Annotated in this window: 17 protein-coding genes; 4 read left to right on the plus strand and 13 right to left on the minus strand. The window is 66.8% G+C overall.

Going from position 1 to position 18,577, the window contains the following annotated elements:
• From AB0333_RS08400 to AB0333_RS08435, 8 genes are all read right to left on the minus strand, one after another.
• Positions 1 to 1,389 (minus strand): thymidine phosphorylase, encoded by a 1,389-nt coding sequence (locus tag AB0333_RS08400; protein ID WP_366218232.1) that lies wholly within the window; start codon positions 1,387 to 1,389, stop codon positions 1 to 3.
• Complete coding sequence (locus tag AB0333_RS08405) at positions 1,386 to 1,826, minus strand: cytidine deaminase (RefSeq protein WP_366218349.1); 441 nt, start codon at positions 1,824 to 1,826, stop codon at positions 1,386 to 1,388. The genes AB0333_RS08400 and AB0333_RS08405 overlap by 4 nt, the downstream gene beginning before the upstream one ends.
• Positions 1,827 to 1,983: 157 nt before the next feature.
• A complete protein-coding gene (locus AB0333_RS08410; protein WP_366218234.1) occupies positions 1,984 to 3,303 on the minus strand; it encodes an ABC transporter permease in 1,320 nt (439 codons plus the stop codon).
• Positions 3,300 to 4,739: an ABC transporter permease gene (locus AB0333_RS08415; protein ID WP_366218235.1), complete on the minus strand. Its 1,440-nt coding sequence runs from the start codon at positions 4,737 to 4,739 to the stop codon at positions 3,300 to 3,302. Before AB0333_RS08415 ends, AB0333_RS08410 begins: the two co-directional genes overlap by 4 nt.
• Entirely contained in the window at positions 4,736 to 6,271 is a 1,536-nt protein-coding gene (locus AB0333_RS08420) for an ABC transporter ATP-binding protein (RefSeq protein WP_366218236.1), read from the minus strand. Before AB0333_RS08420 ends, AB0333_RS08415 begins: the two co-directional genes overlap by 4 nt.
• 174 nt (positions 6,272 to 6,445) lie before the next feature.
• A complete protein-coding gene (locus tag AB0333_RS08425; RefSeq protein ID WP_115933059.1) occupies positions 6,446 to 7,576 on the minus strand; it encodes a BMP family ABC transporter substrate-binding protein in 1,131 nt (376 codons plus the stop codon).
• A 219-nt stretch (positions 7,577 to 7,795) separates the two neighbouring features.
• Positions 7,796 to 9,070: an amidohydrolase gene (locus AB0333_RS08430; RefSeq protein WP_366218237.1), complete on the minus strand. Its 1,275-nt coding sequence runs from the start codon at positions 9,068 to 9,070 to the stop codon at positions 7,796 to 7,798.
• A 30-nt stretch (positions 9,071 to 9,100) separates the two neighbouring features.
• Positions 9,101 to 10,222 carry a sugar phosphate nucleotidyltransferase gene (locus AB0333_RS08435; RefSeq protein WP_366218350.1) on the minus strand — a complete coding sequence of 374 codons (1,122 nt, stop codon included), beginning with the start codon at positions 10,220 to 10,222 and terminating at the stop codon, positions 9,101 to 9,103.
• A gap of 246 nt (positions 10,223 to 10,468) precedes the next feature.
• Between AB0333_RS08435 and sdhC the strand changes: the two genes are divergently transcribed.
• The 4 genes from sdhC to AB0333_RS08455 all read left to right on the plus strand — a co-directional run bounded on the left by sdhC (position 10,469) and on the right by AB0333_RS08455 (position 14,010).
• Positions 10,469 to 10,876 (plus strand): succinate dehydrogenase, cytochrome b556 subunit, encoded by a 408-nt coding sequence (sdhC, locus tag AB0333_RS08440; protein ID WP_366218239.1) that lies wholly within the window; start codon positions 10,469 to 10,471, stop codon positions 10,874 to 10,876.
• A gap of 3 nt (positions 10,877 to 10,879) precedes the next feature.
• Positions 10,880 to 11,365 (plus strand): succinate dehydrogenase hydrophobic membrane anchor subunit, encoded by a 486-nt coding sequence (locus AB0333_RS08445; RefSeq protein WP_366218240.1) that lies wholly within the window; start codon positions 10,880 to 10,882, stop codon positions 11,363 to 11,365.
• Between the two features lie 66 nt (positions 11,366 to 11,431).
• On the plus strand, positions 11,432 to 13,219 hold the full coding sequence (gene sdhA, locus AB0333_RS08450; protein WP_366218241.1) for a succinate dehydrogenase flavoprotein subunit: 1,788 nt from the start codon (positions 11,432 to 11,434) through the stop codon (positions 13,217 to 13,219).
• Positions 13,219 to 14,010, plus strand: coding sequence for a succinate dehydrogenase iron-sulfur subunit (locus AB0333_RS08455; protein WP_115933053.1), 792 nt, complete (start codon positions 13,219 to 13,221; stop codon positions 14,008 to 14,010). The genes sdhA and AB0333_RS08455 overlap by 1 nt, the downstream gene beginning before the upstream one ends.
• 82 nt (positions 14,011 to 14,092) lie before the next feature.
• On the opposite strand, the gene AB0333_RS08460 is transcribed toward AB0333_RS08455, so the two are convergent.
• The 5 genes from AB0333_RS08460 to AB0333_RS08480 are packed head-to-tail and all read right to left on the minus strand — an operon-like array spanning position 14,093 to position 18,446.
• The gene (locus tag AB0333_RS08460; RefSeq protein WP_366218242.1) at positions 14,093 to 15,169 is read right to left on the minus strand and encodes a medium chain dehydrogenase/reductase family protein; all 1,077 of its coding nucleotides are present in this window, start codon (positions 15,167 to 15,169) and stop codon (positions 14,093 to 14,095) included.
• A gap of 38 nt (positions 15,170 to 15,207) precedes the next feature.
• Positions 15,208 to 16,086, minus strand: coding sequence for an ABC transporter permease (locus AB0333_RS08465; RefSeq protein WP_366218243.1), 879 nt, complete (start codon positions 16,084 to 16,086; stop codon positions 15,208 to 15,210).
• Complete coding sequence (locus AB0333_RS08470) at positions 16,083 to 16,946, minus strand: ABC transporter ATP-binding protein (RefSeq protein ID WP_366218244.1); 864 nt, start codon at positions 16,944 to 16,946, stop codon at positions 16,083 to 16,085. Before AB0333_RS08470 ends, AB0333_RS08465 begins: the two co-directional genes overlap by 4 nt.
• A 14-nt stretch (positions 16,947 to 16,960) precedes the next feature.
• On the minus strand, positions 16,961 to 17,902 hold the full coding sequence (locus AB0333_RS08475) for a hypothetical protein (protein WP_366218245.1): 942 nt from the start codon (positions 17,900 to 17,902) through the stop codon (positions 16,961 to 16,963).
• Positions 17,895 to 18,446 carry a flavoprotein gene (locus AB0333_RS08480; RefSeq protein ID WP_366218246.1) on the minus strand — a complete coding sequence of 184 codons (552 nt, stop codon included), beginning with the start codon at positions 18,444 to 18,446 and terminating at the stop codon, positions 17,895 to 17,897. The genes AB0333_RS08475 and AB0333_RS08480 overlap by 8 nt, the downstream gene beginning before the upstream one ends.
• Positions 18,447 to 18,577: the final 131 nt, after the last annotated feature.

Below are 18,577 nucleotides of genomic sequence, written 5' to 3' on the forward strand. Positions count from 1 at the left end.
TCAGTCGATGCGGTCGATGATGAGCGGGCGCGGCACGAACGATCCGGCCTCCGCCGATCCCTCCGGGGCGATGGAGTGGCCGTCCTCGAGCGCGGACAGGGCGCGGTCGAACTGCTCCGGGGTGTCCGTCAGCAGGGTGAGCAGGGGCTGTCCGGCCTGCACGGTGTCTCCCGGCTTGGCGTGCAGTCGCACTCCGGCCGCGTCCTGGACAGGGTCCTCCTTGCGGGCCCGTCCGGCGCCGAGACGCCAGGCGGCCAGGCCCACGGCCATGGCGTCCAAGCGGGTCAGCACGCCGGACTCGCCGGCCGTGACCACGTGGGACTCCCGTGCGGTTGCCATCGGGGCGTCCGGGTCACCACCCTGGGCGGCGATCATCCGGCGCCACACGTCCATGGCCCGGCCGTCGGCCAAGGCCTCGGCCGGGTCCACCCCGGTGATCCCGGCACCGGCCAGCATGCGACGGGCCAGCTCCACGGTCAGGTCCACGACGTCGGCCGGCCCCCCGCCGGCGAGGACCTCCACCGATTCGGCAACCTCGATGGCATTGCCGGCGGTCAGTCCGAGCGGGGTGTCCATGTCCGTCAACAGGGCGGAGGTGTTCACCCCGGCGTCCCGGCCCAGGTCCACCATGGTCCGGGCGAGTTCGAGGGCGTCGGATTCGGTCTTCATGAAGGCGCCGGAGCCGCACTTGACGTCCAGCACCAGCGTGCCGGTGCCCTCGGCGATCTTCTTGGACATGATCGAGGAGGCGATCAGCGGGATGGCCTCCACCGTGCCGGTGACGTCCCGCAACGCGTAGAGCTTCTTGTCCGCGGGGGCCAGCCCCGAACCGGCGGCACAGATGACGGCGCCCAGGGAGGAGAGCTGGTCCATCATGGCCTCGTTGGACAGGTTGGCCTGCCAGCCGGGGATGGCCTCGAGCTTGTCCAGGGTGCCGCCCGTGTGGCCGAGGCCGCGGCCGGACAACTGGGGTACGGCCACGCCGTACACCGCAACGAGCGGTGCCAGCGGAAGGGTGATCTTGTCCCCCACGCCACCGGTACTGTGCTTGTCCGCGGTCGGCTTGACGCCGCCGTCGGGCCCACGAAGCTGTGAGAAGTCCATCCGCTCGCCCGAGGCGATCATCGCGTTCGTCCAGCGGGCGATCTCCGGCCGGTCCATGCCGTTGAGCAGGATGGCCATGGCCAGCGCGGACATCTGCTCGTCCGCCACCACACCGCGGGTGTAGGCATCCACGACCCAGTCGATCTGCCCGTCCGAGAGCTGTTGGCGATCCCGCTTGGCCCGGATCACCTCGATCGCGTCGAACGGCTCGGCGCGACGGCCGGTCTGGAAGGTGGCTGAGGAAGCGGAGGTCGAGGGGGCGGTGGAGGTGGGCTGCGGGGTCATCGGGTCCCTCCCGGGTTATCGGTCGAAGCCGCACTGTCACGCAGGTGCCTCATGTCGGCCGGGCCGAAGGCCTGCGGCAGGACTTCTTCCATGGTCAATTCGCCGTCCGGGCCCATGAGGCGCATGCCGGGGGCGTGGAACTCGTAGAGCAGCTGGCGGCAGCGGCCGCACGGCATGAGGACCTCACCGTTGCCGTCGACGCAGTAGAACGCCACGATCCTGCCGCCCCCGCTCATCTGCAGATTGGACACCAGGGAGCACTCGGCGCAGAGCGTCAGGCCCAGGGAGGCGTTCTCGATGTTGCAGCCGACCACCACGCGGCCGTCTTCCACCAGGGCGGCGGCACCCACGGGGAAACGGGAGTACGGCACGTAGGCGCGGGTCATCGCGGCGCGGGCGGTGGATTCCAGGCGCTGCCAGTCGATACCCGATCCGATGCCGGTGATGCGCGGCAGGGATGCGGTCAGCGGGATGTCGTCCTCGAACGGGTCGCTGAACGCACCGCTGGTTCCGTGGTCGTGGTGTTCCACGCTCACTCCTTCACTCTTCCTTGGCTGTTCCAGGCTGTTCCTGGCTATGCCGGGCAGTTCCTGGCTATTCCTTCACATAGGGGGACCCGGCGGCCGCCGGGCCCCGGGACCTGCCGACCAAGCCGGCCACCACCAGGACGGTGACGAGGTAGGGCAGCATCGCCATGAACTGGCTGGGGACCGGTGTGCCCAGGATGGCCAAAACGTACTGCATGTTGGTGGTGAACCCGAACAGGAGCGCCGCGAAGAAGGCTCCGACCGGGTTCCAGCGGCCGAAGATCACGGCGGCGAGGGCGATGAACCCCTGGCCGGCGGTCATCTCCTTCGAGAAGGAGGAGGAGGACACGAGCGTGAAGAAGGCGCCGCCCATGCCGGCGACGGCACCGCCGAGCAGCACGTTGATGTACCGGGTGCGGATCACGTTGATGCCCACGGTGTCCGCGGCCTTGGGGTGTTCGCCGACGGCCCGCACGCGCAGGCCCCACTTGGTGTGGAACAGACCGATGTACAGGGCGATGACGATCACGTACATGCCGTAGCCCAGAATCGTCTGGTCGAAGAGGATGGGGCCAATGATCGGGATGTCAGCCAACAACGGGATCCGGATGCTCGGGAAGTGCGGCGGGGAGTTCAACGCCGAGGAGTTCGAGGACAGCACGGTGCTGAACAGGAAGCTGGTCAAACCAGCCACCAGGACGTTGAGCACCACGCCGACGATGATCTGGTTGACCAGATAGCGGATGGCGAATACCGCCAGCAGCACGGACACCAGCACACCGGCCACGACGGCGGCCACGAGGCCCGCCCAGACCGATCCGGTCACGGAACCGGTGACGGCGGCCGTGAAGGCACCCGCCAGCAGCTGGCCCTCGATGGCGATGTTCACGACGCCGGCCCGCTCCGAGAGCACTCCGGCCATGGAACCGAAGATCAGCGGGATCGCCAGGGTCACGGAGCCGGCGATGAGGCCGGTGAGGAACACCGTGGTGGTGTTGGCCGCGCCGACCACCCACACCAGGAATCCGGCCACGAACAGGGCCGCGAAGACGACCGAGACCCAGCCACTGACCGTGCCGGAACGGCGGACCTGCAGGAAGCCCCACACCGCGAGGGCGGCGAGCAGGAGGGTGATCGTCCAGCCGGCGGCAATGGTCGGGACCACGATGTCCGGGATATGGATGGCATCGGCATCGGTGGAGATGCGGAACGTGGCCGACGTGCCCGAGGCGGTCAGGGCGAAGACGGCCAGGGAGACCGCCGCCAGCACCGCGAGCGCGATCGGCGTGGTCCAGTGCCGGACGATGTCCGTGGTGGGCCTCTCCGTCGTCGGGGCGGCTGGAGCGGGGCCGGCAGGGCCGTGGGGAACGGTCGCGGTGGTGCTCATCGCTGGTCGCCTTCCGCCGGGGTGGTGGTACTGGGGTCTGCGTCATCCGGGTCAGGCGGTCCCGCGTCTCCGGCCGCCACCCCCACGGCATCGCCGATGGTGGCCGAGTCGGCCGGGGCGGCGTGGCCGTCGGCGGACGCGGTGGTCGCCGCGACGGCTCCGGCGAGGGCCGGCTGGGTGACCGGATCCGCCGTCGTGCGGGCCTGCAGGGCACCGGGAGCCGGCAGGCGGAAGATCATCCGCACCAGCGGCGGTGCGGCGATGAACAGCACGATCAGCGACTGGATGATGAGCACGATGTCGATCGGCACCCCGGTCTCGGTCTGCATCGTCACGCCACCGGCGCGCAGCGCCCCGAACAACAGTCCGGCCGCGAACACGCCCCACGGGTTGGAGCGGCCGAGCAGGGCCACGGTGATGGCGTCGAAGCCGAAGGACCCGGCGACGTCGGTGTTGAGCATCTTCTCGGTGCCGGACACCTGGCTCATGCCGGCCAGGCCGGCGAGGCCGCCGGAGATCGCCATGGCGACCACGTACATGCGCTTCACGGACACGCCTGCGGTCCGGGCGACATCGGGATTGGCACCCACGGCACGCAGCTGGAAGCCGACGGACGAGCGCTTCATGAGCCACCAGGCGAACACGGTGGCCACGAGGGCGACGACGAAGCCCCAGTTCAGGCGGAAGCTGTCACCGAACAGCAGCGGGAAGACCGCCGTCGACGGCAGGAAGTCGGAGACCGGGTTGGTAGAGCCCTCCCGCTGGAGGACGGGGGTGTACAGGAAGTACGTGACGAGATGGATGGCCACGTAGTTGAGCATGATGGTCAGGATGACCTCGTGGGCGCCGGTGAGCGCCTTGAGGAAGCCGACCACGGCGCCCCACAGGGCACCGCCGAGGATGCCCATGATCAGCACCAGCAGCAGGTGCAGGCCTGCTGGCAGCTGCAGGTGGACGCCGAACCAGGTGGCGAACATGGCCCCGAAGATCATCTGGCCCTGGCCGCCGATGTTGAACAGTCCGGAGCGGAACGAGATGGCGATGCCGAGCGAGATGATGATCAGCGGCGTGGCCACGGTCAGCGATTCCATCAGCGGGTAGATGCCCTCGCTGAAGGTGTCCCCGCGGTAGTTGAAGATCGCGCCGCGGAACAGGGCGGCGTAGGCGGCGGCCACGGCCGACCAGGCGGCGGCCAGAGTGTCCAGGGGGCGGCTGAAGAAGTATCCGGCCGCCTCGAGGACGTCCTCGTCCGTCAGGATGATCAGCACGGCGCTGATGACCAGGGACAGGATGATCGCCAGGACGGTGACGGTGCCGTTGCCGGACAGGACGTCCCGGAACGAGAACCCGTTCGGGGTACCGCCCTTCCGGTCCGAGCCGCCGGCCCGGGGGCCGGGCGTGGACGCCGGGGTGCTCTCGCTGGTCACGGCGCTCATGCCGTTGCTCCCTTCGGGGTGGTGTCCGGTGCGGTTCCCGGGGTGACGCCGGCCATCATCAGGCCCAGGTCGTCACGCGAGGTGTTCCCCGGCACGATCCCGATGATCCGGCCGTGGTACATCACGGCGATGCGGTCGGCCAGGTCGAGGACCTCGTCGAGTTCGGTGGAGACGATCATGACCGGGGTGCCTGAGTCCCGTTCGCGGATGATGCGGTCGTGCAGGAACTCGATGGAGCCGACGTCGACCCCGCGGGTGGGCTGGGAGGCGATGAAGAGCTTGAGGTCGTCCACCAGTTCCCGGGCCATGACGACCTTCTGCTGGTTGCCGCCGGACAGGGTCCCGACGGGCAGGTCCACACCCTGGGTGCGGACATCGAATTCCGCGACGCGCTGCTCCGCGAGAGACCGGATGGCGGCCGGGCTCAGCTGGAAGCGGTTGCCGATCGGCGCCCGGTCGAAGCGGTTCAGCACGAGGTTCTCGGCCACGGAGAAGGACCCCACCAGACCGTCAGTGGAGCGGTCCTCCGGCACATACCCGACGCCGGCCCGGATGACCTGCTTGGTGGTTCGGCCGAGGATCTCCTCGCCGTCCAGGCGGATGGACCCCTGGGCCTTCTGCAGACCCATGATGGCCTCGGTGAGCTCGGTCTGCCCGTTGCCCTGCACGCCGGCCACGGCCAGGATCTCTCCCTGGCGGATGCCGAAGGAGACGCGGTCCACTAGCCGGACGCCCTCCGGGCTCAAAACGGTCAGATCAGACACCGTGAAGGTCTCCTCGCCCAGCTTCGGGGCGGACTTCGTGGTGTTCAGCTCCACGGCGCGGCCGACCATGAGGGCGGCCAGTTCGGATTGGTCCGCGTCTGGGTCCGCGGTGCCGACCAACCTGCCGCGGCGCAGCACGCTGATCACGGTGGAGATCGCCTTGACCTCGCGCAGCTTGTGGGAGATGAACACCACGGCGGTGCCGTTGTCCCGCAACCGGCGGATGATGTCCAGCAGCTCGTCGGTCTCCTGGGGCGTGAGCACGGCCGTGGGCTCGTCCAGGATCAGCACGCGGGCCTCGCGCACGAGCGCCTTGATGATCTCCACGCGCTGTTGGACGCCCACGGGGAGATCCTCGATGCGGGCGTCGGGGTCCACATGGAAGCCGTACTCATCGGAGATCTCGCGGATCTTCCGGCGGGTGGACTCGAGGTCCAGGATGCCGGCGGCACGCGTGTGCTCATCGCCCAGCGCCACGTTCTCCGCCACCGTGAACACCGGGATCAGCATGAAGTGCTGGTGCACCATGCCGATGCCGGCCCTCATCGCCTCACCGGGACCGCTGAACCGCACCGGACGGCCATCCACCAGGATCTCGCCGGCGGTCGGCTCGTAGAGGCCGAACAGGACGTTCATCAGGGTGGACTTGCCCGCGCCGTTCTCCCCCAGCAGGGAGTGGACCTGGCCGGACTCCACCGTCAGGTCGATCGAGTCATTGGCCGTGAAGGCCCCGAATTTCTTGGTGATGCCGCGTAATTCGAGTTTCACCGTGCTCCAGCCATTCTGGCCCGGGACAGGCCATTGCTTCGGATCGTTGTCATTCCATCTTTGATGCTTCGTTCCCAGGAGTGGATCTCGAAGGACATCATCTCAGGGTGTTCCCGGCGGACATGACGGTGGGGCGGCCCGCAGGCCACCCCACCGCATGGGCCACCGTGGTGATCAGACCTCGGGCGAGTAGTCCGAGTTGACCTCGATGGAGCCGTCGATGATGCCGGCCTTGATCTCCTCGAGTTCGGCCTTCATCTCATCGGAGACCTCGGCGTCGAAGTCATGGAACGGGGCCAGGGCCACGCCGCCGTTCTCCAGCGTGCCCACGTAGGGCTCACCGTCGAACTCGTCCGCCAGGTCGGCCTCGATGACGTCCTGCACGGCCTGGCCCATCAGCTTCACCACGGAGGTGAGGATGATCTCGCCCTGCTCGGTGGTCTCATAGCCGTCGGAGTCCACCCAGATGACCTTGGCCTCCTTGCCGCCGGCATTCGCCTCGGTCACAGCATCGAGGGTGCCCAGGCCCACCGGCCCGGCCACGGGCATGATGATGTCCGCGCCCTCGTTGATGAAGTTGGTGGTATTGGTCTTGCCGGCGGCCTGGTTCTCGAAGTCACCGGTGAAGGAGCCGGTCTTGGCCTCGCGGTTCCAGCCCAGCACCTCGACCTCGGCGTCCTTCTGTTCGTTGTAGTACTCGACGCCGGCGGCGAAGCCGTCCATGAAGATGGTCACGGTCGGGATCTCCGCGCCGCCGTAGGTGGCGACCTTGCCGGTCTCGCTGGTGCCGGCGGCGAGGTAACCGGCCATGAAGGAGCCCTGCGCCGTGTCATAGATCAGGCGCTTGACGTTGTCCGGGAACTCGGGATCGGTAACGTCCACGCCCATGAAGTGGGTCTCGGGGTTGTCGTTGGCGATCGGCTTCATCGTGTCGCCGAGCAGGAACCCGACGCCGATGATCATGTCGCAGTTGGCCTGCAGCATCGACGTGATGTTCGGGGTGAAGTCGGACGGGGAGGTGGACTCCGCCTCGTTGGTGGAAATGCCGAACTCCTCCTCGGCGGCCATCAGGCCGTCGTGGGAGGACTGGTTGAAGGAGCGGTCATCGAAGCCGCCCTGGTCGGAGACGATGCAGCCGGTGTAGTCAGAGTTGTCGGTGCCCACGGCTGGGGCGTCGGACGCCGAGGCGGTCCCGTCGGCGGCCTCCTCGGGTGCGGCGCCACAGCCGGCCAGCAGCAGGCCGGACATGCCGAGCATGGCGACCGGCAAGAGTGCCTTACGAGACAGGGGGGATGCAATGCCCATGGTGATCCTTAGGTGCGAGGGTGTGGGGCTGGAGCGTGGGGATCCGGCCGCGAGCCGGTGATGTCGGCCCAGGTCCGGACGGGTCGAGATCGATCCGTTCCACGGATGTCCGCGCCCTTCAGACGGACAGTTACCCGGGAGTTTACCCAAAGTTGGCAAGAACCGCTTCAGAAGTGCGCTACGTTTCTGCAACGTCTGCACCACCTGCGCCGTTCAGCCCTACTGAACGCCGGACAGGGCCCGCAGTGCCGCGGCCGTGAAAATGCGCATGCCGATGCCGATGGCGCGCTCGTCCGGCGCGAAGTCGCCCATGTGCAGGTCATAGACTGGGCCGCCCGGGGTCCGCGTCCCCAAGCGCAGCATGGCCCCGGGGACCAGCTGGGTCATCCAGGCGAAGTCCTCCCCGCCCATGGACTGCGGGGTCAGCTGGATGGCCCGGGACCCGAGCTCATAGCGGGCCGCGTCCTCGATGAGGTCGGTCTCGGCCTCCGTGTTGACCACCGGCGGCACCCCGCGGATGTGTTCGAGGTGGACCTTCACCCCGAAGGGGTGGGCGATCTGCTGGACCACGTCGTCCAGCAGGTCCCCGGCCGATTCCCACACCTCGGCGTCCAGGCAGCGCATGGTGCCTGCGAGGTAACCGGACCCGGGGATGGCGTTGGGCGCCGCCCCCGCATTGATCTGGCCCCACACCACGGAGACGGCCGAGCGGACGTCGATCCGTCGGTTCAGCACCGCCGGGACCTGGACGGCGATCGTGGACAACGCGTAGACGAGGTCCTCCGTCAGGTGCGGCCGGGAGGTGTGTCCACCGCGGCCGGACAGGCTGATCTTGATGGTGTCGGCCGCCGAGGTGATGGCGCCGATGCGCGTGCCGATCGTGCCGACGTCGAACCGGGGCTCGCAGTGTGCCGCCAGGATCCGCGGGATCCCGTCCAGCGTGCCCTGCCGGATCACGGACAGGGAGCCACCGGGCAATCGCTCCTCGGCGGGCTGGAAGATGATGCGGATGCGGCCGGTCAGGCCCTGGGGACCGCCCAGGGCATCGAGCTCCGGCTGGCCGAGGTCCCCGGCCGTGCGCGTGACCACCCGATGCAGGGCGAGCGCGGTGCCGACCATGACGGAGGTGTGGACGTCATGACCGCACGCATGAGCGACGCCCGGATGGCGGGAGGCATAGTCCAGTCCGGTCTGCTCGGAGAGGGGAAGGGCATCGATGTCCGCACGCAGGCCCAGCACGATCGGCCCCTCGCCGATGTCCACGTAGGCGCCGGTGTCGTCGAGCTTGACCGGCGAGAGCCCGGCCTCGGCCAGGGTCTGCAGGATCCGTTCCGTGGTCCGGTGCTCGTCATAGGACAGTTCCGGATGCGCGTGGAGGTCCCGGCGGAACGCCACGACCGAGGGCTCGAGCCGCTGGACCAGCGGGGTCACCCGCGGTAGTCCGGGATCGTCGAGGACTGGACGGGCGCCGGTGGAACGCTGGCTGTCGTTCATCCCAGTGATGCTACCGGGGCTCTGACGGGCTCAGAGGACGTCGTCGTCGCCGTGGGCCTTGAGGGACTCGACGGCCTGCTTGACGGACTGGGCGTGCTCCGTCGTCGTGACCAACAGGGCGTCCGGGGTGTCCACGACCACGATGTCCTCGACACCGATCAGGGCGATCACCCGCGCCGTATCCGTGACCACCACGCCGGAGGCCTTGGACGAGTACACCCGCGGCGTCTCCCCGATCACGGTGATGCCCGAGGCCCGCTTAGCCGGGTTCAGCCGGGCGATCGCGGCGAAATCGCCCACATCGTCCCAGGTGAACCCACCCGGGATCACGGCAACGTCCCCCGCCGCGGCAGCGGGCTCAGCCACCGCATAATCCACCGCGGTCTTCTTCAGCCCGGGCCAGACCCGGGCCATCGTCTCCGCCTGGGCCGGCGTACCCCAGGCCTTCGCGATCTGAACGACGCCGGCATGCAGCTCCGGCTCATTGATCGCCAGGTGATGCAACATCAAGGACACCGGGGCCACGAACATGCCCGCGTTCCACAGGTACTCTCCCGAGGCGACATACTCCTGGGCCACCGCCTCGGCCGGCTTCTCCACGAACGCGGCCACGTCCTTGGCATGGGGTGCGCCCTTCACGGTCAGGGCCCCGCCCTGCCGGATGTAACCGAACCCGGTGGCCGGGTGCGTCGGCTTGATGCCGATGGTCACGATCTTGCCCGTGGCCGCGGTGGCGACCGCTTCCGCGACAGCCTCCTGGAACTCCTCCACCGGGCCGATCACCTGGTCCGCGGCGAAGGAGCCCATGATGGTCTCCGGATCCCGCTCGAACAGGATGGCCGCGGCCAGCCCGATGGCCGCCGCCGAGTCCTTCGGCTCCGGCTCCAGCACGGTGTCCTCGGAGGCCAGGTCCGGCAACTGCTCCCGCACAGCGCCCTCATGGGCCTTACCGGTCACCACCATCACCCGGTCCCCGGCCAGCGCGGCCAGGCGATCATAGGTCGCCCGGATCAGGGTCTGCCCCGAACCGGTCAGGTCATGCAGGAACTTCGGCGCGGCGGCCCGCGAGAGCGGCCACAACCGCGTCCCCACGCCACCGGCAGGAATCACTCCATAGAAGCGGTCCAGTCCCGGGGTGTCAGAGAGGTCCACGGCGGCAAGGCCATCCAATTCAGGGTCAGTCGTCACACCGGACAGCATAGGTGACCGCCGGGCCGGGGCCCGGGTCCGCCCCACCCCCGTGACCCGTGCCACACCGGGAACCAGGGCCGGTCAACAATAGGGAACATAACGTCAAGAAGTACTAGTCTGTCGTGGAGGAATGCACTCGCACCGGCGTTCCCTTTGTGCCCATCGGACGTGGCACAGGCGCCCTTGCAATCCCTGGGAGGTATAACAGTGTCTACTGCGACATCAGCGCAGGCCCCGGCGAAGTCCGGCCGTGGGACCCTCTATCGCGGCAACGAAGGTCAGTGGTCGTGGGTGATCCACCGGATCACCGGCGTGGCCATCTTCTTCTTCCTGCTGGTCCACGTGCTGGACACCTCACTGGTGAGGGTCTCGCCGGAGGCCTACAACGCGGTACTCGGCACCTACAAGAACCCGCTGATGGCCGTCGGAGAGGTCGGCCTCGTGGCCGCCATCGTCTTCCACGCCTTCAACGGCCTGCGGATCATCCTGGTCGACTTCTGGAAGGGCGGGACCAAGCACCACAAGAAGATGCTGTGGACCGTGGTGGTCCTCTCCGTCGTCACCGTTGGAGCGTTCGCCATCCGCCACCTGATGCTTGCCCTCGGAGGTCACTGAGCCATGAGCGCCACCGTTGAATCCACGATCGCAGCCCCCCGCACAGGGCGTATCGACCCGAAGTACACCCGGGACAAGACCAAGAGCGGCAACTTCGAGATGCTCGCCTGGCTGTTCATGCGCCTGTCCGGCGTGGTCCTGGTCGTCCTGATCTTCGTCCATCTCTTCTCCAACCTCATGGTCGGGGACGGCATCAATGGCCTGGACTTCGGCTTCGTCGCCGGCAAGTGGGCAGATCCGTTCTGGCAGTTCTGGGACTTGGCCCTGTTGTGGCTGGCCATGCTGCACGGCACCAACGGCGTCCGGACCATCATCAACGACTACGCCGAGCGTGACGGCGTGCGGTTCTGGCTGAAGATGGTCCTCTACGCGGCAACCACCGTCATCATCGTGCTCGGCACCCTGGTGATCTTCACCTTCGAACCGTGCCTCGTCGGCGCCGACGGAATGCTGCTGGAGTCCTCTCCCGCGTTCTGCGAGAACCTCTGACGCCCTGACGCACACCCACTGAACCACTGAATTTTCTCGAGTACTCGAGCAGAAGGAACTCAACGAATGCAGGTACACAAGTACGACGTCGTGATTGTCGGTGCCGGCGGCGCCGGCATGCGGGCGGCGATCGAATCCGGTCAGCGCGCCCGCACAGCGGTGCTGACCAAGCTTTACCCCACCCGTTCGCACACGGGTGCGGCCCAGGGCGGCATGTGTGCCGCCCTGGCCAACGTCGAAGAGGACAACTGGGAGTGGCACACCTTTGACACCGTCAAGGGCGGCGACTACCTGGTGGACCAGGACGCCGCCGAGGTCATGGCCAAGGAGGCCATCGACGCGGTGCTCGACCTGGAGAAGATGGGCCTGCCCTTCAACCGCACCCCGGAGGGCCGGATCGACCAGCGTCGCTTCGGCGGCCACACGCGCGACCACGGCAAGGCCCCGGTCCGCCGCGCCTGCTATGCGGCCGACCGCACCGGCCACATGATCCTCCAGACGCTCTACCAGAACTGCGTCAAGCACGACGTCGAGTTCTACAACGAGTTCTACGTCCTGGACGTGCTGATGGTGGACGAGCCGGGCACCCGCCCGGACGGGACGCCCTTCACGCAGAAGCGCGTGGCCGGCGTCGTGTCCTACGAACTGGCCACCGGCGAACTGCACGTCTTCCAGGCCAAGTCCGTGGTCTTCGCCACCGGCGGCGCGGGCAAGGTCTTCAAGACCACCTCCAATGCACACACCCTGACCGGTGACGGCATGGCCATCGCCTACCGCAACGGCCTGCCGCTGGAGGACATGGAGTTCATCCAGTTCCACCCGACCGGCCTGGCCGGCCTGGGCATCCTGCTTTCCGAGGCGGCGCGCGGCGAAGGCGGCATCCTCCGCAACTCGGACGGTGAGCGCTTCATGGAGCGCTACGCCCCGACCATCAAGGACCTCGCGCCGCGTGACATCGTGGCCCGGTCCATGGCCGAGGAGGTCCGCCAGGGCCGCGGCTGCGGCCCGAACAAGGACTACGTCCTGCTCGACCTGACGCACCTGGAACCGGCTCACATCGACGCCAAGCTGCCGGACATCACCGAGTTCGCGCGCACCTACCTCGGTGTGGAGCCCTACACCGAGCCGGTGCCGGTCTTCCCGACCTGCCACTACGTGATGGGCGGCATCCCGACCAACATCAAGGCCGAGGTGCTCCAGGACAACGACACCGTGGTCCCGGGCCTGTACGCCGCCGGCGAGGTCGCTTGTGTCTCTGTGCACGGCTCCAACCGCCTCGGCACCAACTCGCTGCTGGACATCAACGTCTTTGGCCGCCGTGCGGGCATCTACGCCGCGGAGTACGCCGCCACCGCGGACTTCGTCGACCTGCCGGAGAACGGCGAGGCACCGACGGTCGAGCACATCGAGAACCTCCGCTCCGCCACCGGCACCGAGCGTGTGGCCGAGCTGCGGGCCCGCCTGCAGGATGTCATGGACGCGGACATGCAGGTCTTCCGCACGGACGAGTCGATCCGCCGGGCCTTGGCCGAGATTGAGTCCCTGCGCGAACGCTACGAGAACCTCTCCGTGCAGGACAAGGGCAAGCGGTTCAACCTGGACCTCTTGGAGGGCCTGGAGCTGGGCTACCTGCTCGACATGGCCGAGGCCATGACCGTGGCTGCCCTGCACCGCAAGGAATCCCGCGGCGGCCACTACCGCGAGGACTACCCCGACCGTGACGACGAGAACTGGATGGCGCATTCCATGCTCTACCGCGACCCCGACTCCGAGATGGAGGGCGTCAAGGGCATCCGTTCCGAGACCAAGCCGGTTGTTGTCACCCGTTACCAGCCGATGGAGCGTAAGTACTGATGAGCACCACGATCAACGAACCCGCAGAAGGACCCTCGAAGGTCGATCTCGGCGCCCAGGGCGGCGGAACCGGTGAGATCCCGAGCTTCGACGTCACCCTCAAGGTCCGCCGCTTCCTGCCCGAGACGTCCGAGGACTCCTACTGGGACGAATGGACCGTCACCATGTACGGCACCGATCGTGTGCTGGACGCCCTGCACAAGGTCAAGTGGGACATCGACGGCACCCTGTCCTTCCGCCGGTCCTGCGCGCACGGCGTGTGCGGCTCCGATGCCATGCGCATCAACGGCCGCAACCGCCTGGCCTGCAAGACCCTGCTGAAGGACCTCGACCTGTCCAAGCCCATCCTGGTGGAGCCCATCAAGGGCCTGCCGGTGGAGAAGGACCTGATCGTGGACATGGACCCGTTCTTCCAGTCCTACCGCGAGATCATGCCGTTCCTGGTCAACAAGGGCCCGGAGCCCACCAAGGAGCGCCTGCAGTCCGCCGAGGAGCGCGAGCGGTTCGATGACACCACCAAGTGCATCCTCTGCGCCGCCTGCACCTCGTCCTGCCCGGTGTTCTGGACCGATGGCCAGTACTTCGGCCCGGCCGCGATCGTCAACGCCCACCGCTTCATCTTCGACTCGCGCGACGATGCCGGTGACATGCGTCTGGAGATCCTCAATGACAAGGAAGGTGTGTGGCGCTGCCGCACCACCTTCAACTGCACCGAGGCCTGCCCGCGCGGCATCCAGGTGACCAAGGCCATCGCCGAGGTCAAGCAGGCCGTGCTGGCCGGGGCCTTCTGATACAGCCGGCTGAGGGGTGAGAGCCCCTCCCCCGCCGTGCGGCGGTCCGGAATGCTCCGGGCCGCCGCACGTCGTCAAGAGGTTAAGAGGAAAATCGGAGGATGACCTTGCCAAGTTTGGAACGTTCGTTGAACGTCCGCTCCAGGAAGTCCACCACACGATCGGGTGTGAAGACCGAGTCGACAGGGACAAGGCTTCCCGGCCCAACCGCGATAGCCTCCCTCAGGTCCTCGGTGGTCCCGATGCAGTTTCCGACTATTGACACGTTCCCGGTGATGACTTGGCTGATCACCTCATGGAAGTTGGGCGCATGGACCGTGCCCTCCTGGAACAGCGGATGCTGCTCGATGAATCCACAGGTGACATAGCGTCCCCACGGTCGAATGGTGGCGATGGCCCGAGTGACGTGCATGTCGATGAAGGGATCGAAGACCACATCGAAATGCCTCGTGAAGGTCGGCAGCTCGTCCACATCGAGGTAGACCGACTCCCTCCCCGAAGGGCCCAGGCTGTGGATCTCCTCCGCCGTCCATGGTCGAGAGGAGGCCACGTACACCTCAGCCCCGCTGTCCTGCAGAGCACAGAGGATTCCTAGGCTGGTGCTCGATCGACCGCTGAGCACGAGAACCCGCGAATCGGCCGTCACCCGACCCTGGCGGACCATGGCCGTCGCCGTCTGAGCCGAGAGGGAGTAGCCGGCTGCGTCCACGTCCGACATCCAGGTGGGCACCGGCATCAGCTTTCCGGCCGGCAGGACCAGCCATCCCGCGGACGCACCATTGGTGACGATGCCCGGAGACAGCCACTCCTCCGATGCGGAGGGAAACGCTGCATCCGGCATGACCAGAACCCCCACGGCCAGGGAGTCCACGTCTCGTCCGACAGCCATCACCTCAGCGGCGAACTCGGACCCGAAATGTGCCCAAGGTGGCCCGCTGCTCTGTGTAGCCCGGTACGCCGCATCCACGATCAGTGCCTTGTCCCTGAAGTTCGCCGAGATGGCCCGCACTCGGAGTAGGACATGGTTGCGGTGCCTGAAGGACACCGGGTCGAACTCCGGAGGTTGCACGGCCCGGATTCCGAGACTGATGTCCTGGAGCCCGATCCGCATGGTCAAAGGTGCCTCCGGTCCCGTTCCCACGAATATCTCATGTGTCATGCGTACATCCGTTCCTCACTGCCACCGCTGGTCGCACGTCATCCGCTGACAGGCTCGTTCACCTGCTGCCTGACTTTGCGATCCCCCCAAGGCTCCAGCCGTCGTCCGGACTGGCGCCGCGACAGGGCACGGAGCGCTCGGGGCGAGAAGAAGACCCCGACCAAGAACCAGATGACGAGAACCGCGATACCGATCATCCACTGCTCGGGTGACGGCGTCCCGAACATCTGCAGGACAGCGTCGTCGGTCACCATGATGCCGCGGGCGATGTAGCCGAGCCAGAGAAGGGGGAAGACCGCCGCGACGACCGTCAGCCAGCTGGGCATAAACGAGGCCGGGAAGAAGATGTGCGATATCGCCACCAGGGCATACGTCGCGGCGGAGATGTACAGGACGCCGGTCAGCTTCTTCGAGAATCCCCCGGCCACGATGCCCAGTGGCGATGTGACGGCCACGGCGAGCACCGAGAAGGGAATGAGGAGCAGGAGGCCCGCATGGAGCTCGAAGACCCGGCCGCTCGTCCCTATGAACACGGTCGCGATGACGATCAGGGCACTGACCAGGCTCTTCGTGGTCAGGACGGTCAACCGCGCCAGGATGTGGGCCGCGAATCCCCCGGGAAGCGTCTTCGCTCGCAGCAGGGTCCCATCCTCCTGCTCGGCGATGATCGTGGACGACAAGGTGAGGATCCCGGTGATCGCCACCGCAACCGCCAGATAGGAGGCGATGATCCACCCGAAGAGCTCAGGACCGCCCAGCCAGTCCTCCAGGCCCAGCCACAGCAGGACTGACACCAGCACGACCGGCAGGAGCAACCCGACGAGTCCCATTGGACGGATCTCCCGGGCGAACTCGATCCGGCACTGTGTCCTGGTGAGTTTGATGATGGAAGTGATGTTCGACGACAGCGTTGTCACTTGTGGTCCTCCGCTCGTGGCCTGTCCAGTATCGCCAGGTAGACATCCTCCAAGGACGGCTCCTCCACGCGAATATTCTTGACTCCCGGCTTCTGTGCCAGTTCGACGAGCAGCGAATTGCCTCGGTCGTCGAACTCCTGCTCATGGGCTCCGTCTCCGTCGGTCCACTTGACCACGGGCCTGCTTCCCACAGCATTGCGGAGTTCATCCGTCGAAGCATCCGCCGCAATGGTTCCCTGTCGCAAGACGATCACCCGGTCACAGTTCCGCTGTGCCTCCGCCAGATCATGGGTGGCCCAGAGCAGGGTGGACTCGCCGCGCACGGAATGCATCAGGTCATGGAAGTCTCTTCTGACCTCGGGGTCGAAGCCAGTGGTGGGCTCATCAAGGATCAACACCTCCGGATTGGGCAACAGGGCAAGGCATACATCCAGCCGACGTCGCTCGCCACCCGAGAGGAACGAGATCTTCCGATCGAGAAGGTGCTCCAGGCCCAAGTCGGCGATCAGCCGCTCGACCCGATCAGGCTCCAGGTCCTTCAAATTCCTGTGCGCGGACTCGACGAGGGCGATCAGCTCCCGAGGCTTCCACGACTGGTGGTCTCTCCAGTTCTGCAGGACGACCCCCATACGTGAGGGGAAGTCGAATGAGGCATTGAACGGGTCCTCGCCCAGAACCTGCACATTCCCAGAGCTGGGCCGCCTGAGTCCCTGGACAACCTCGAGAAGTGAACTCTTGCCAGCTCCGTTCGGGCCCAGGAAGGCAATACTCTCACCCAGTTCTGCAGAGAAGCTGCAGTCGTCCAGGACCCGACGAGTGCCGAACTGAAGGGAGACATTCCTCACATCAATAGATAACATACTCAACTCCGGCATCAGGTAGAAACGTAGTCGTCGATAAGCCACAACAGCACACCCACCTGTGCTTCCCCGATGGGGAGGTTCGGGTAGGTGGACACGAAGTCGCAGTAGTGCAGAAGGACGCGCAAGAGCCGAGCCGCAGTGACCCGCCGCGCATCCGTGGTGCCTGAGAAGGCGTCGGTGTAGGCGGCATAGAAGCTGGGCCAGAGGCTCCCGACCACCTCCGCGTTCTGGCCGGTGCCCTGAAACTCGATCTCGAGTTCCGTCAGTTCACCGGCGAGCCACCCCAGATCCAGCTCCGGGATTCCACGGCCCACCTCAGGACCCGCGAGCAGGGTCTTGCCGGAAGGGGCGAGCGGAACGACGGATCCCAGCGCCAACCCGCCGTGGATCGGTCGAGGATCGGTGTCCCACGTCGCATCCGAGTAGCAGGATCGCGCCACGTCCATCCGGGCGGACCCCAGCGCCGTGAAGAGCCGCCGCACCACATCAGTGGTCTCGTCGAAGAGATATCCGCGCAGTCTGGCCATGCCCATGGTCGGCTCGTCCGGGAGCTCGGATGCGGTGCTCACCGGCGAGTCGTGGAGCTCGGCCACAGTCTGGCCGAGCTCTGTCATCACCTGGCCCAGGAACCACCTCAGTGGATCCCGTTGCGTCTCCCGGGTCCGGGGTAACGCTTGGATCAGCTGGATGAGCGTCTGCGGCCCAGTGTCCACGAACGCGAGGGTACGGGGGTAGCCCGTCTCCACGGGCACCAGGACCAACCGGCCCAGATCCCCCGCTCCCCCCGACTCCGCCCTGTGCCCGGACGGCCCGGACGACCAGGACGACCAGGAGGACGGTTGCTGCCTGTACTCCCTCGTCAGCCGATGCTCACCGTCCTGCTCGGACATCTCCTGGCACCACACCGCAGTCTCATGACGCCACAGGACCTTCGGCGCGTGACGGTCAGACATGGTCCACGCCCAGGTCCTTCATTAGGCCGACGAAGATCTGGTCGAAGGGCGTGGGAGGGTGTCCTTCGACCGTGGGGGCCAGTACTGAGCGTCCACCACGGAGGGGCGGTACGAGAATCACATTGCTCCTTTCAGAGAGCACAGACGTGTAGTGCTGCCAGACAGTGGAATCGAGGAGTCGCGGGGGGAGGGCCGCGCCGAGGACAACGGGGGCACGGGTGCCCTGAAGTGCCAGCAGCGTCGGACTGTTGCACTCGAATCCCGCGAAGCGCCCGAGGAAGTCCGCCGTCGCGGGATGGACAACGAAGGCGTCGGTTCCCTCACCCAGATTCACATGGTCAACCTGGTGAGGGGGATCCGCGTCCCACGCGTCGATGAGGACTGGCTCGTCACAGAACACCTCCAGCGCCTTCATCCCGAAGAATTGCATGGCCGTCCTGGTCACCACGACCTGGAGGGAGACTCCCGGAAAGGCCGTCCTGATCCAGGACGCCCATGCGGGGGTGTACATCGCGGCCAGTGCGCCGGTGACGAGCCACGTCACGGAGATTCTTCCGCGGGGTTCTTCCCCGTTGATGTCAGCTACGGCTCAGCCCTCCCTGTTCGCTGGTCGCCAGCCTCCCGTGGCCCGACCAGTCGTTCGTCCCTGTTCCTGACGCGTCGTTCCGGTCCCGC

This window comes from Citricoccus sp. NPDC079358 (assembly GCF_040702545.1).
Taxonomy (GTDB): domain Bacteria; phylum Actinomycetota; class Actinomycetes; order Actinomycetales; family Micrococcaceae; genus Citricoccus.